11 protein-coding genes and 1 tRNA gene are annotated in these 14,256 nt (G+C 67.2%); 3 read left to right on the plus strand and 9 right to left on the minus strand.

Annotation, left to right across the window (positions count from 1 at the left end):
* Window positions 1-127: 127 nt before the first annotated feature.
* Entirely contained in the window at window positions 128-862 is a 735-nt protein-coding gene (locus ACOYJQ_RS01525) for a glycoside hydrolase family 25 protein (protein WP_433455837.1), read from the minus strand.
* 804 nt (window positions 863-1,666) lie between these two features.
* Between ACOYJQ_RS01525 and aqpZ the strand changes: the two genes are divergently transcribed.
* Window positions 1,667-2,368: an aquaporin Z gene (gene aqpZ / locus ACOYJQ_RS01530; protein ID WP_433456399.1), complete on the plus strand. Its 702-nt coding sequence runs from the start codon at window positions 1,667-1,669 to the stop codon at window positions 2,366-2,368.
* 3 nt (window positions 2,369-2,371) lie between these two features.
* Here aqpZ and dgcA read toward each other — a convergent pair whose 3' ends face one another.
* The 6 genes from dgcA to ACOYJQ_RS01560 form a co-directional block, all read right to left on the minus strand.
* Entirely contained in the window at window positions 2,372-3,340 is a 969-nt protein-coding gene (gene dgcA, locus ACOYJQ_RS01535) for an N-acetyl-D-Glu racemase DgcA (RefSeq protein WP_433456401.1), read from the minus strand.
* Window positions 3,340-4,317, minus strand: a complete 978-nt coding sequence (locus ACOYJQ_RS01540) for a pirin family protein (protein ID WP_433455839.1) — start codon at window positions 4,315-4,317, stop codon at window positions 3,340-3,342. Before ACOYJQ_RS01540 ends, dgcA begins: the two co-directional genes overlap by 1 nt.
* 103 nt (window positions 4,318-4,420) lie before the next feature.
* Window positions 4,421-5,335: a penicillin-insensitive murein endopeptidase gene (gene mepA, locus ACOYJQ_RS01545; RefSeq protein WP_433455841.1), complete on the minus strand. Its 915-nt coding sequence runs from the start codon at window positions 5,333-5,335 to the stop codon at window positions 4,421-4,423.
* A gap of 326 nt (window positions 5,336-5,661) precedes the next feature.
* Window positions 5,662-5,738 (minus strand) — tRNA-His (locus ACOYJQ_RS01550).
* A gap of 237 nt (window positions 5,739-5,975) precedes the next feature.
* Window positions 5,976-7,088 carry a phasin family protein gene (locus ACOYJQ_RS01555; RefSeq protein ID WP_433455843.1) on the minus strand — a complete coding sequence of 371 codons (1,113 nt, stop codon included), beginning with the start codon at window positions 7,086-7,088 and terminating at the stop codon, window positions 5,976-5,978.
* A 429-nt stretch (window positions 7,089-7,517) separates the two neighbouring features.
* The gene (locus tag ACOYJQ_RS01560) at window positions 7,518-7,964 is read right to left on the minus strand and encodes a phasin (RefSeq protein WP_433455845.1); all 447 of its coding nucleotides are present in this window, start codon (window positions 7,962-7,964) and stop codon (window positions 7,518-7,520) included.
* Window positions 7,965-8,227: 263 nt separating this feature from the next.
* Between ACOYJQ_RS01560 and ACOYJQ_RS01565 the strand changes: the two genes are divergently transcribed.
* A complete protein-coding gene (locus ACOYJQ_RS01565; RefSeq protein ID WP_433455847.1) occupies window positions 8,228-11,077 on the plus strand; it encodes an ATP-binding protein in 2,850 nt (949 codons plus the stop codon).
* Here ACOYJQ_RS01565 and ACOYJQ_RS01570 read toward each other — a convergent pair.
* The gene (locus ACOYJQ_RS01570) at window positions 11,047-11,955 is read right to left on the minus strand and encodes a LysR family transcriptional regulator (RefSeq protein ID WP_433455849.1); all 909 of its coding nucleotides are present in this window, start codon (window positions 11,953-11,955) and stop codon (window positions 11,047-11,049) included. The two genes, ACOYJQ_RS01565 and ACOYJQ_RS01570, sit on opposite strands and share 31 nt — an antisense overlap.
* A gap of 170 nt (window positions 11,956-12,125) precedes the next feature.
* Between ACOYJQ_RS01570 and aceB the strand changes: the two genes are divergently transcribed.
* Window positions 12,126-13,733, plus strand: coding sequence for a malate synthase A (gene aceB / locus ACOYJQ_RS01575; RefSeq protein ID WP_433455851.1), 1,608 nt, complete (start codon window positions 12,126-12,128; stop codon window positions 13,731-13,733).
* A gap of 57 nt (window positions 13,734-13,790) precedes the next feature.
* On the opposite strand, the gene ACOYJQ_RS01580 is transcribed toward aceB, so the two are convergent.
* Complete coding sequence (locus ACOYJQ_RS01580; protein ID WP_433455853.1) at window positions 13,791-14,237, minus strand: nucleoside deaminase; 447 nt, start codon at window positions 14,235-14,237, stop codon at window positions 13,791-13,793.
* Window positions 14,238-14,256 lie beyond the last annotated feature (19 nt).

Raw genomic sequence — 14,256 nt, forward strand, 5'->3', positions numbered from 1 at the left:
CGCGCAAGTGGATCCGCTCGACAGAGGATGCCGCGTGCTGTTATGCGACTGTCATTTTATAATCGATAAAAGTAACGCCCGATATTGTTCGCGGTTTATTTCTTCGTTGGCGCACCGCGCCGCGCCGCTACAGATCTCCCGCCTGGAACCGTTCCCACATATGCGCCGTGCCGAAGAACGCGTTGCGGTCCACGGGGCCCTTGATGCCGGGGATGCTTCCCTTGGCCGTGTACTGCCAGAAGTACCAGCGGCGGCTGTCGAAGCGGGGCGTGGGATAGCGGGGAATGCTGCGCACCCACAGCGGATAGCGTTCGAACTCGCCCTGCATGACGTCGGTGAAGAACGTGATGTCCGTGTAGATCACCGGACGCTTGCCGTAATGCCGTTCCATGGCGTCCAGCAGAATCTGCATTTCGGCGATGGCTTTCGCGCGCGGAACCTTGCGCGGGCAGGTCTTGGAATGGCCATTCCATTCCACGTCGAGCACCGGCGGCAGCGCGTCGGGGTCGACGGGCACGTTCCGAATGATCCAGGCGGCCTGTTCGATGGCCGGCCGGCACCAGTAGGTGAAGTGATAGGCGCCGCGCGGCACGTTCGCTGCCCTGGCCGCATACCAGTTATCGAGAAATTTCGGGTCGAGGTGATCGCCGCCTTCCGTCGCCTTGATCCAGGCAAAGGCCACGCCGCTGCGCCGCACCGCGACCCAGTCGATCTCACCTTGCCAGCGCGACACGTCGATGCCGTGGATCGGATAGTCGGAAGGCACCGGCTCGCGCCGCTCCGAGGCGCAGGCGGCGACGAGAGCAGTGAGCAAAACCGCTATCAGCGGCTTCAGGAACCGGCCGGGCATGGACGCAGACATCGTGAATCGATCCGCTGGAGCAGTTTGCGTTCAAGCCGATCTATCGATTTGAACGCAAGTTGCGACAAACATGGAATTCAGAGCATCAAGCCGGAAAGTGCGCGCACTTTCCGGGAAAACCTGATGCGTCGACAGGTGGATGGAGCGACGGCGCGATTCGGCTTGAACGTCCGCCACTCCAAAGGGAACTTTCGGGCGCGGATCCCGGCAAGGTCCGTCGATGCATGCAGCAGCGACGGGTACCGGCATCGCCGACCGCTGCGCCATCATGACTCACGGCCGGTTAAGACGATGTAAACCGCCGGGCGGCGAGCCCGATCGCCGTCTCTTTCCTCGCTCGTTGGCGGCCGTCGTGTCGACTTTCCGGCTATGTCGACTTTTCTGTTTATACGACAGTGAATTATATACCTGATACAGCAAGCGAATGTATATTGCCTTGGGTCAGCTTTTCGAGGTGCGCGCATGACGCGTGCCATCGGTCGGTTGTCACCGGAGTGCCTTCCGATTAAACGAAATCGTTTAATCGATCAGAATTCGCTCGAAATCAAAAGCTTGGACCGCGTCCCCGTTTCATTGAAACAGGAATACGGTCGAGAACTGCTTGCGTTCAATTCGATGAATCGAATTGAACGCAAGTTGCGGTAAAATACAGAATTTAGAGCGGCGTGACGATTCCAATTGAATGCACGCCGCTCTAGCGTCAGATTTCGACAAGAATCCGTGCCTGTTCTGTCGATCTGATGCAGTCGTTGATTATCGGAACCGATTAAACGGGAGACTGTCATGAGCGATCGTTTTTCCGGCTTGGGCAAGGCCCTCGCCGCGGAGTTTCTTGGCACGTTCTGGCTGGTGCTTGGCGGCGCGGGCAGCGCCGTGCTTGCGGCGGGCGTGCCGGATGTCGGCATCGGCTATGCGGGCGTCTCGCTGGCGTTCGGCCTCACGGTGCTCACCGGCGCCTATGCGCTGGGCGCCATTTCCGGCGGGCACTTCAACCCCGCTGTGACGGTGGGGCTCTTCGCCGGCGGCCGTTTTCCGGCCTCGAACATCCTGCCTTATATCGTGGCGCAGGTTGTGGGCGCCATCGCGGCGGCTTTCGTGCTTTATATCATCGCTTCCGGCAAGGCCGGCTTCGATGCGTCGGCGAGCGGCTTCGCATCCAACGGCTTCGGCGAGCATTCGCCCGGAGGCTATTCGATCGGCGCCGCGATCGTAGCTGAATTCGTGCTCACCGCGTTCTTCCTCATCGTCATTTTCGGCGCCACGGACGCGCGTGCGCCGGCGGGCTTCGCTCCGATCGCCATCGGTCTGGCGCTCACCCTCATTCACCTGATCAGCATTCCCGTCACCAACACTTCGGTCAACCCGGCGCGCAGCACCGGCGTCGCGCTGTTCCAAGGCGGCTGGGCGATTGCGCAGCTCTGGCTGTTCTGGGTGGTGCCGCTGCTCGGCGGTGCCGCGGGCGGCCTGATCTACAAGTATCTGCTGTCCTCGAACGATCAGCGCTGATCGTCACGCCCATGGCGGTATGAGGGTGCTGCCCTCATACCGCAGGCCTCCGTCGCGATCGCGCGCAAGCAGCAGCGGGCCATCGAGGTCGACGTAATCCGCCCCGCCGGCGACGATGAGCGCCGGCGTCATGCCGAGCGACGTGCCGACCATGCAGCCCACCATGATGCCGAGCCCGCGCGCCGACGCCTCCCGCCGCAGGCGCAGCGCGTCGGTCAGGCCGCCTGTCTTGTCCAGCTTGATGTTGACGGCGTTGTACCAGGCGGGCAGCCGCGCGAGCGAAGCCGCGTCATGAACGCTCTCGTCGGCGCAGATCGCCACCGGGGCGTCGGCGCGGGCAAGCGCTTCGTCGCCGCCGGCCGGCAGCGGTTGCTCGACGAGTTCCACGCCTGCCCGTGCGCAGGCCGCGAGGTTGGCGCGCAGGTTTTCCGCGCGCCAGCTCTCATTTGCATCCACGATCAGGCGCGCGTGCGGCGCGCCTTCCCGCACGGCGGCGATCCGCTCCGGGTCGCCCTCTCCGCCGAGCTTGACCTTGAGCAGCGGCCGTTCCGCCGCCTGCCGCGCCGCCGCTTGCATGGCCTCCGGCGTGCCGAGGCTCAACGTATAGGCGGTGAGCATCGGCGCCGGCGTCGGCACGCCCGCGAGCGCGGGAAGCGGCAGACCGGCCGCGGTGGCCTCCAGATCCCAGAGCGCGCAGTCGATGGCGTTGCGCGCCGCTCCCGGCGGCAGCAGATGTGTCAATTCGTCGCGTGTCAGGCCCTGGGCAACCGCTTCCCGCAGGCCGTCGAGCTGGGCCTTCACGCTGTCGACGCTTTCGCCATAACGGGCGTAGGGCACGCATTCGCCGCGTCCCGCATGCGCACCCGCGCGCACCGTCGCCACGACGACGACGGCCTCCGTGCGGCTGCCGCGCGCGATGGTGAAATGGCCGGCGATCGGCCAGCGTTCGACGGCGATCTCCAGTGCGGTCATCATGCGTTTGCCGCGCCATCGGTCGCGGCTTGCACCCGCACCGGTTCCGGTAGCGGAATGAACTCGTCGCGGTCGCCGGCGGGCAACTCGAAAAGCCCGCTTCCCCATTGCTGCGCCTTCCATGCTTCCTTCGCCGCGGTGATGCGTTCATGGGAAGATGCGACGAAATTCCACCAGATGTAGCGCGGGCCGTTCAGCGTCGCTCCGCCGAGGAGCATCAGGCGCGCGCCTTGCTCGCCGGCGGCTATGGTGATCGCGTCGCCGGGACGGAACACCATCATGCGCCCGGCCTCAAAGGTCTGGCCGGCGATGGAGACGCTGCCGGTCGACACATAGATGCCCCGGTCCTCGTGATCGTCGGGCAGGGGAAAGCGTGCGCCGGCTTTCAGCAGCACATCGGCGTAGAACGTATCGGAATAGATGGTGGCGGGCGCCGTTTCGCCGTAGGCCCTGCCGAGAATGAGCGTCAGCCGGACGCCCTCGTTTTCGATGACGGGAAGGGCATGCGCCCCGTGGTGCTCGAACAGGGGCGCGGCGTCCTCCGCTTCCTCGGGCAGCGCGACCCATGTCTGGATGCCGAACAGGCTGTGCGGTCCCCTGCGGGCGGTGGCGCTCGTGCGCTCGGAGTGGGTCACGCCGCGTCCCGCCACCATCCAGTTCAGCTCGCCGGGGCGAATGATCTGATCGCTGCCGATGCTGTCCCGGTGATGAAAATCGCCACGGTAGAGATAGGTGACGGTGGCGAGCCCGATATGCGGATGCGGGCGCACGTCGATGCCCTCGCCGGTGAGAAACTCCGCCGGCCCCGCCTGATCGAAGAAGACGAACGGCCCGACCATCTGGCGGCGGGGGGCGGGCAGGGCGCGGCGCACCTCGAAGCCGCCGAGGTCGCGCGTGCGGGGAACGATCAGCGTCTCGATGGCGTCGACGCCGATGTCGTCGGGGCAACCGGGATCGAGGGCGGGATTCCAGCTCATGATGCGTCCTCCGGCGTCGCGGCCGTTTCCGTCGCCGTCTGGAATCACTATAGCATCACGCGGCCGCGAGAGCATCGCTTTCCGAGCGGCCGGCGGCGACGCGTCATTGCGCCTTCAACACGGCGCCGCATTGAGGCGGCAGATCGGCGAGCCGCAGCGGCGGAGGCGGCGGCGTGCGGCGCGGCCGCCGCGCTTCCTCCGAGAACCACCAGTCGAGATCCTTGCCGCAGCCGTCATTGGCCGGCGGCGGTTCCTGATTGCGGCAGCCGGCGTTGCCGCGCGGACAGGAGAGGCGGATATGGAAATGATAATTGTGGCCCGCGGCCGGGCGAACTTTCGAGAGCCAGCGCCGGCTGCCGTCCGCCTCGCGGCATAACGCCTTCTTGATGGCGGGGTTGACGAAAATGCGCGCAACCTCCGGCTGGCTCGCGACGTAGCGCAGAAGCCGGTGATGCGAGGGCGTCCAGCGGGCGGGATCGACATCGTTCGAGTCGCCGGCGACGACGTTGGTGGCGGAGAGATTGTCCCGTTCGCCGACGGCGAGGCGGCGCGCGGGTGAGGGGGTGAGCCAGATATCCGCGTCTATTCCCGTCTGGTGCGAGGCATGGCCGGTCAGCATCGGCCCGCCGCGCGGCTGGCCGATGTCGCCGACGAGCAGGCCCGGCCACCCGGCGGCGGCCGGTGCGCCCGCCGCAATCCGCTCGATGAAGCCGATCAGGGCCGGGTGCCCGAAGGCGCGGTTGCGGGAGGGGCGCATGACCTGCCAGGTCGGTCCGTCGGCCGCCAGTTCGACCGCGCCGGCCACACATCCCTTCGAGTAGAAGCCGTAGACCTGCGCGGGCGCGGGAGAGGGCGTCCCCGCCTGCCCGAACAGACGGCGCGCGGCGTCCTGCGGCAGCGTTTTCAGCACGGCCTGCCGGCGGGCGGCTTCTTCCCGGGCATTGTCCTGCGCCCGAAGGGTGCCGGAAAAGCCGCACGATACCAGCGCGGCCAGCAGAAGAGCGATGTATACGCGCATGGATCAGCATCCGCAGAAAAGGCACGCCGTTCGACAGCGCGGTTTCGATTGCGCCGGACGCTCCGGCCAGTTCGAGAATAAAGCAATTTCAGCGGGAATGGACACCGCTTTTGTGCCCGAAATTGCGTCAGGATTAAAGAGATGGAACATTTCGTCGCTTCGACGAAACGTGGAAAAGCCTCCGGCAACCGCGGAACATACACAATCGGGGAGTGCGATCCCGGAATGTTTTTCGGAGTGGAACGGCGGTCTGGAAGGGAGATAAAAATCGTCGGATATCTACTGAGCCGAAAAGCGATCGACACCGCGCGATTCATCAATCCGAATGGTACAGCTGGCCCGGTTCGAACGGGCGACCTCTTGATCCACAATCAAGCGCTCTAACCAACTGAGCTACAGCTGCACATCTCTGGCGGAGATAAGACACCGCAACACATCAACTCCAAATCTCCCGCAGGCGGAAACCGCATGCGAGATCACCGAAGAATCAGATGTCACTTCATAACGCCTTCATGCCGCCGATGCAAGAACTTCGGCGGCTCGCCAATTCGCCGACGAGCCGGCGCCGAACAGGGAGGGAGGCAGACGCAATCGCGTCTGCGCCGTCGCTTCACCGCTGCCGACGGACCGGCGGCGTTTCTCAGGCCTGATCGTCGCTCTTCGACTGCCGGGTCTGGATGCGGCTGAAAGTCTCGCTCAACAGCCTGTTCGACGTTTGCGCGATATCCTTCAACTGGTGCGACGTCGATTCGAACTGACGACGAAGCTCGCGCGTTTGCACTTCCACGGCTTCGGCGAGCGAGGTGACTTTCAGAAGCTGCCGCCAGAGATCGAGCGTGCCGTCGGTCTGGCTGCGGACCAGATCGAAAACCTTGCCGTTCAGTTCCGTCACGCCGCGAGACGCCACGGAGAGCGTGGACGAAAAGCCCTTGGTCCACAATTCGCTCTGTTCGTGCAGGGCCGCGTAGCTTTGGCGCGCGTAACCCAGGCCCGCATGCGCGATGTCGGAAGGCTTTTCGGTATCCCGATGGGTGAAGGATTCCGTCGTTGCCAAGGCGATCGACAGCACAGCTTCCGGTGCGGCCTCCGCAGGTGCCGCAGCCTCCTCTGGCGCGGTTTCCTCGGATGCGGCCTCCTCCGGCGCGGTTTCCACGGCGGCGATCGGCGCCTCGGTTTCGGCAGGCGCTTCGCTCACGGCAAATGTTTCGCTCACGGCAAATGTTTCGCTCACGGCAGGCGCTTCGCTCACGGCAAATGTTTCACTCACGGCAGGCGTCTCGCTTGCCGCAGGTGCGGCGGGTGCGTCGAAAAGGCTCGGGGTCGCGGAAACGGCAGCCTTCGGCGCACTCGCCTCTGCCGGCTGCACGGCTTTCTCGGCCGTTTCTTCGACTGCGGTCTCTTCCCCGGGCGCCACGGCGGGGGCCTCCGGCTCAACTTCCGCCGCCGGTTCGGCAACGGGCGCGGCGTCGGAAACCGGAGCCGTTTCGGCCGCTTCGGGCTGCCGGGAGTCTACGGCTTCCGCCTCGACGGGCGTCGCTTCAGCGGGCGGAATATCGGCGGGCGTCACAGTGGGCTTTACCTCGGGGGCTTCCGTTTCGGAAACTTCAGGTGTGGATGGCGTGGCGGCGAGGGGTGCTTCCGCCAGCGGAGCGGCTGTCCGGCTCTCGCCCGCAATCGCGGCGGCGTCGCCGGTGGCGATCTCGGCGGCCTGATCCGTAACGCCCGCGTCCGTGGCCGTCGTCGAGCTCTTCACGGAAGTCGTCCTTCTTCTTCCGCGTGCTGTGGGGCTGCCGGGTGCCTTGCGCGTCGTCATGGAATTTCCGCTCCGTCTTTAAAAAATCTATACTGGGCCTGATATCCGAAACCGATCTTGCCCGATCATGAGAGCATCCGCCGGGCAGCGCGGCAACGCCGGCCCATAGATGCGCAGGCACGATCAAACGACGAAACAGCCGGTTCGTCTCCGGCGGTTGCCGACCCGCGCCTTTTGCCGGCTGCACGACCAAAACCTGGCGCGGCGCTGGAGGCTTTCCGGCATTGCGGCGAAAGGCCATAATGACGGCGATAACGCAACTCTCGCCGTCCGTGTCCGGTCGCAGCCAACATGACGTCGCCCGACCGGGGCCGCCGGATAACCGGCCATGTCGAACCGGCCACGTCGCCGTGGCCGGTTCCGCGTGCATTACGCGTTGGTCTTGACAGCGTCCTTCGCGGCGTCGGTCGCGGTCTGGGTCGCTTCCTTCACGGCGTTCTGAACCTGCTGCGTGGCTTCCGTGGCCGTCTTCTGCACCGTGGCGCCGAAGTCGCGGGCCTGCTCCTGGAGCGCGGCGAACTGGTTCTTCAGGTACTCGCTCTGGTGCTGCGTCACTTCGCGCAGGTCCTTGGCGCGAACGAGCTTCTCGGCGAGGTCGAAAGCCGCGGCGATGTTGCTCTCGGCATACGAAAGCGTGCGGCGGGCGACTTCGTGCGAGTTGAAGGGCACGGCCGTCGTCTGGTTCTCGAAGGTGGCGATGGCCTTGTGGGCAGCGCCCAGGAAGCCGTCGAACGCCTTGCGGGCCTGGTCGACGCTCTTCTCGGCGAACTCGCGCAGCTCAGCGGGGATCTCGTAGGTCGGAAGGGTGTTGCTCATCGTAGTCTCCTTGGGAAACGCTGGACAAAAGGGAGTGTACACCAACGGTTTGTGCGCTGCAATGCATATATGCTGCACCGCAACAATGCAAGAGGCACATCCCGCGGCGCATTCATTTTTGTCGTTCTGACGCAACGTTAACGTTGATGCCGGAATGCGACGGCAATCTACGCAGATTCCGTGACGCTCTGAGGACAAAGGTATATTAACATTTTATTAGTCATATGTCGCGGCCCTAATGTGACAGGAGACGGGTGATTCGCATGTCCAGGCGACCGGGCGCATCGAAAACAGGCATCTGGGGGGATCCGGCGCTCGCCGCGCTCGTGGAGCACGAGGTCGCGGCGGTGTTGTGGTCGCTCGACGGCAGCCGGGTCGTCGGCGCCTCGGTGGGCACAGCCGGCCTTGCGCCGGCGCTGCGGGCGGCGGGGGGCGAAAGCCTGCGCGGCCGGTTGCGCCGCATTGCGGCCGCGCTTTCCGCCGATGGGGGCGTGCGGCTGGAGCGCATCGCGCTGCCGCAGGGCTACGGCGTGGCACGTCTGCTGCTCGAGTGCCATCGCGTCGCCACGGCGGAAGGGGAGTATCTGCTCACCATCCTGCGCGGCCCGCTGCCCCGCCTGCCGCGCGTCGTGGGGGAAGATTTCGCCCGGTCCGAGACGGGCGATGGCGTTGCGCCGCACGACGGGACCGGCCGCCATGCCGAACCGCGAGACGATTCTTTCACCGATGATGCGCCGGCCGCTTCCGGGCCGTCCGCGGTGGATCGTCTGCTGGCCTATGCGGGCAACCGGCCGACCGTGCGCTTCATCTGGGAAACGGACGCCGAAGGGCGCTTCACCCGCGTTTCTCAGGAATTGTCGGGACTTGTGGGGCGCCGATCCGGTGGCATCGAAGGCGGGCGCTGGCAGGATCTCGTCGCGGAGGGCGCGGTGCGCGATCCGGCCGGCGCGGCCGGAATCGCGGCGGTGTTGTCGCAACAGAATACATGGAGCGGACGGGAAGTCCTGTGGCGGGTGGGAGACGGCGGTGGCGCGTGGCTGCCGGTGGAACTCGCCGGCATCCCGGTCCACGACCCCGATCGCCGTTTTCTGGGCTTTCGCGGCTTCGGACTTTGCCGCGTCAACCGGCTGCGTGTCGCGGAGGGCGACGCTCCCGCGCCCGCCGCGGAACCGGCGCAGCCGACAGCCGTTTCGGTCGAATCGCCACGCTCCCGGCTCAGCGACAGCGAGAAGCAGGCGTTTCGCGATATCGCCCGCGCGCTGGGCGTTGCCCGTCCCCGCGACATCATGCCGCACGCCGAATCGACGCCGGATGAGGCGGATGCCGGCGACGACGCCGTGCGCGGCGCCCTGACGTCGGAGCCGGAGGCGCTATTGCCGGACCCGGCGCCGGAATTGTTGCGGGAATCGCTGCAACAATTCCGGCGGGAAGCGCCGCAACAACCTCGGCGGGAATCGCCGCCCGAGCTGCCGCCGGCGCTGCCGGCGTCCCCGCCTTCGCTGCTCCCTCCCGTTCAGGCGGCGGATGCGCCCGCCGCGCGTGATGAACGGCAGGAGCCGTCGGGGGACGCGGGGCACGAGGCGGCCGCCGTTTTCAGGCGCATCGCCGATCGCCTGCCGCTCGGGTTGCTGGTGACGCGGGGCAGCAAGGTGCTGTTCGCGAGCCGCGGTTTGCTCGATCTTCTCGGCTATGCCGATGCGGACGCCTTCGCGACCGCCGGCGGGTTGCAGGCTTTGTTCACCAATGCGCCCGGCGGCGGGGATGCGCCGCTGGCGTTGCGCACCGCGCAGGGCACGCCTCTTTCGGCTGATGCGCGCATGGTCAGCGTGCCGTGGGAGGGCGGCCCGGCGACGCTGATGGCGTTCCGCCGCGCGCTCGAACCCCGGATGGAAGCGCACCTGCGCGATCTCGAACGCGAACTGCGCTATCAGGAAGCCCGCGTGCGGGCGCTCGACACCATTCTCGACACGGCGACGGATGGCGTCGTCACCCTCGACGGCGCTGGCCGCCTGCTGTCGCTCAACCGCTCGGCCGAGGCGCTGTTCGGGCGCGAGGAAACCGATGTGGTCGGCACGTCGCTCTGGCGTCTGCTGACGGCCGACAGCGTGCCGGGTGCGAAAGCCTATTTCGAGGGGTTGCGCGAGGGCGGCCTCGCCAGCGTGCTCAACGACGGCCTGCGGGTGACGGCGCGCGCGCGCGGCGGCGGCGAGATCGCGCTGACGATGGTCATGGGCCGGCTGGCCCCGGACGGCGCGAGGGCGGCGGGCAGTTCGGAAGCCGGGGAGGCCGCGTCGCGCGGCGGCGAGCGCTTTTTCGCCATCCTGCGCGATGTCAGCGGCGCGTCCCGCCCCGAGGTCCCGGCCGCCGGCGACGGCGCGCGGCAGGGAGGGCAGGCGGAGTTCCTGGCCCGCGTCAGCCACGAGATCCGCACGCCGCTCAACGCCATCATCGGCTTTGCCGAAATCATGCTGGAGGAGCGTTTCGGTCCTGTCGGCGCCGAGCGGTACCGCGAATACCTGCGCGATATTCACGCCTCGGGCGGGCAGGTGATCAGCCTCGTCAACGATCTGCTCGATCTGGCGCGCATCGAGGCGGGGCGGCTGGAACTCGCGCCCTCGCTCGTCGGCCTCAATGACGTGGTGTCGGGTTGCGTCGGCCTGCTGATGCCGGAGGCCGCCCGTCAGCGGGTGGTGCTGCGGACCAGCCTGTCGTCGGCGCTGCCGCCGGTCAGCATCGACGAGCGCGCCTTGCAGCAGATCATTCTCAACCTGTTGTCGAACGCGGTGAAGTTCACGGATGCCGGCGGGCAGGTGATCGTGTCCACGGCGCGCGCGGACGACGGCGGCGCGACGCTGCGCATTCGCGACACCGGCGTCGGCATGACGCGGGCGCAGGTCTCGGCGGCGCTGGAGCCTTTCGCCCAGCTCACCACGACACGGCTCGGCCATGGCGCGGGCACCGGCCTCGGCCTGCCGCTGACGCGCGCGCTGGTGGAGGCGAGCGGCGGGCGCTTCCATGTGTCCAGCGCGCCGCGCGAGGGCACCATGGTGGAGATCGCCTTTCCGGCCGCCGCGCCGGCCGGTCAGGAAAGGGCGAGGCCCTCGTCCCAGTAGGGCGTCGGCCCAAAGAGCCCGGCGAGATAGTCCACGAAGACGCGCACCTTCTGTTCCAGGTGCCGCCGGCTCGGATAGACCGCATGCACCGCCACCCGGCGGGAGGCGCCGAGGCCCGGCAGCACGGCGCGCAACTGGCCGCTTCGCAACTCCGGGCCGACATCCCACGTGGAGCGCAGCGCTATCCCCAGGCCCGCGATCACGGCCTCGCGCACCACCTCGCTGGAATTGGTGCGCAGCGGCGCGTCGATGCGCACGACATGGGTGCCCTGCGGTCCCTCCAGCCGCCAGTGATCGCTGTTGTGGGCGATGAGCGTGTGGCGCGGCAGGTCGTCGACGGTTTCCGGCACGCCGGCGCGCTCCAGATAGCCGGGGGCCGCCACGAGCAGGCGGTGGTTGGGCGCGAGCCGGCGGGCGATGAGGCTGGAATCGCCCAGATCGGCGATGCGCACGCCGATGTCGAAACCTTCTCCCACGAGGTCGACGAATTCGTCCGACAGGTTGAGATCGACGGTCAGGTTGGGGTGCCGCTCCAGAAACGGCAGCAGGCGCGGAGCGATGTGCAGGCGGCCGAAGGAGGTGGGCGCCGAAACCCGCAGCACGCCGCGCACCACGGCCGCGCCGCGCGCCACCCACGCCTCCGCCTCCTCGACGCTGGCGAGGATGGACACGGCGCGCTCGTAAAAGCCCTGGCCCGCGCCGGTGAGCGTGATCTGCCGCGTGGTGCGCTGCAACAGGCGCACCCCGAGCCGCTCCTCCAGCCGGCGGATGCGCTTGGAGACGACGGCCGTCGACAGGCCAAGCTCCCGCCCCGCCGCGGACATGCTGCGCGCCGTCACCACCCGCGCGAAGATATCGAGATCGCCCATCCTGTCCATGGCGGGAAGTATGGCGGATTGTTTCCTTCACGGCAACAGTGTTGGTCCATATGCGGGGTTTATGGCAACAGCGGTTTGGCGCATGATGACTCCCGCAAACAGTCTCGCGCACATGATCTCGCGCGAACGGTTTTGGATGCGTTTCCCGCAACCGGACAAGGGAGGTTACGATGTCTTCGACGAACCAGACGACGGGCGCCCAGGGCGTGACGATCGCCGGCGCCGCAGGTGAGCGCCATGACGAGATCCTGACGCCGGCCGCGCTCGGCTTCCTGGCCGATCTGCACCGGCGCTACAACGCGACGCGCAAGCGCCTGCTGTCGCTGCGCGCAGAGCGGCAGAAGAAGTTCGACGCCGGCGAGCTGCCCGGCTTCCTGGAGGAGACCCGCCACGTCCGCGAGGGCGACTGGAAGGTGGCGCCCATTCCCGCCGATCTGCTGGACCGCCGCGTCGAGATCACCGGCCCGGTCGACCGCAAGATGATCATCAACGCGCTCAACTCCGGCGCGAAGGTGTTCATGGCCGATTTCGAGGACGCCTCCGCGCCGACATGGGCGAACATGATCGAGGGCCAGGTCAACCTGAAGGACCGCTGGCAGGGCGACATTTCCTTCACCGATCCCGACAGCGGCAAGACCTATGCGCTGGGCGCGAAGCCGGCGGTGCTGCTGGTGCGTCCGCGCGGCTGGCATCTGCTGGAGGAGCATGTCGCCGTCGACGGCGAGCCGATTTCGGGCGCGCTGTTCGATTTCGGCCTCTACGTGTTCCACAATGCGCGCGCCATCGTGGCGGCGGGGTCCACGCCCGCCTTCTACCTGCCGAAGCTCGAGAGCCATCTCGAGGCGCGCCTGTGGGATGACGTCTTCTCCCATGCCGAGGAGACGGTCGGCCTGCCGAAGGGCACGCTCAAGGCGACGATCCTGATCGAGACGGTGCCGGCGGCCTTCGAGATGGACGAGATCCTCTACGAGATGCGCGAGCACATCGTCGGCCTCAACTGCGGGCGGTGGGACTACATCTTCTCCTACATCAAGCGGCTCGGCAAGAACCCGCGCTTCCTCACGCCCGACCGCTCCGCGATGGTGATGGGCAAGGCGTTCCTCTCCGCCTATTCGCTGAAGCTGATCCAGACCACCCACCGGCGCGGCGCGTTCGCGATGGGCGGCATGGCGGCGCAGATCCCGGTGAAGAACGACGACGCGGCCAACGAGGCGGCCTTCGCCAAGGTGCGCGCCGACAAGGAACGCGAGGCCGGCAACGGCCATGACGGCACCTGGGTGGCGCATCCGGCGCTCGTGCCCGTGGCTCTGGAAGTGTTCGACCGGCTGATGCCGCAGCCCAACCAGCTCGACAAGCTGCGCGAGGACATCGCGATCACCGTCGAAGACCTGCTGCAAGTGCATGAGGGCGTGCGCACGGAAGCGGGCCTGCGCGAGAACATCCGCGTCGGCGTGCAGTACATCGAGGCGTGGCTGCGCGGGCGCGGCGCGGTGCCGCTGTACAACCTGATGGAAGATGCGGCGACGGCCGAGATCTCCCGCGCGCAGATCTGGCAATGGCTCTATCACGGCGCGACCCTGGACGACGGCCGCAAGGTGACGCCGGAGCTGTTCCGCGAGACGCTGGACGACGAAATGGCGAAGGTGCGCGCGGCGCTCGGCGCCGACGTCTATGACGCCGGCCGTTTCCCGGAGGCGATCAAGCTGTTCGCCGACATGTCGCTTGCGCCGGAGTTCGAGGAGTTCCTGACGCTGCCGGCCTATCAGCTGATCAGGTAAGCGTCCGGGTCACGCACGAAACGGGAGGGGAAAGGCCGGCATGCCGGCCTTTCCTGTTCATCGCCGGTCGCGAAAGAAGGCGCGCAGCAGTTGCGCCGCCTCTTCGGCCCGGATGCCGCCGTAGACGTCGGGCGCGTGATGGCAGGTTTGCGCATGGAAGAACCGCACGCCGTTGTCCACCGCGCCGCCCTTCGGGTCTTCGGCGCCATAATAGAGCCGGCGGATGCGGGCGAAGGAGATGGCCGCCGCACACATGGGGCACGGTTCGAGCGTCACATAGAGGTCGCAGCCCGGCAGGCGGTCGCTGCCGAGCCGGCGGCAGGCATCGCGGATGGCGAGCACTTCGGCATGCGCGGTGGGATCGCGGTCGGCGCGCGTGCGGTTGCCGGCGCGGGCGATGATCGCGCCCTCATGCACCAGCGCCGCGCCGACAGGCACCTCGCCGGCCAGCGCGGCACGGCGCGCCTCCTCGAAGGCGGCTGACATCGGATCGTGTTGCGTCATGGCGAAGGGCAGTCCGGCA

Origin of the sequence: Pseudochelatococcus sp. (assembly GCF_050946405.1) — a bacterium.
In the GTDB taxonomy this organism is placed as follows: Bacteria; Pseudomonadota; Alphaproteobacteria; order Rhizobiales; family Beijerinckiaceae; genus Pseudochelatococcus.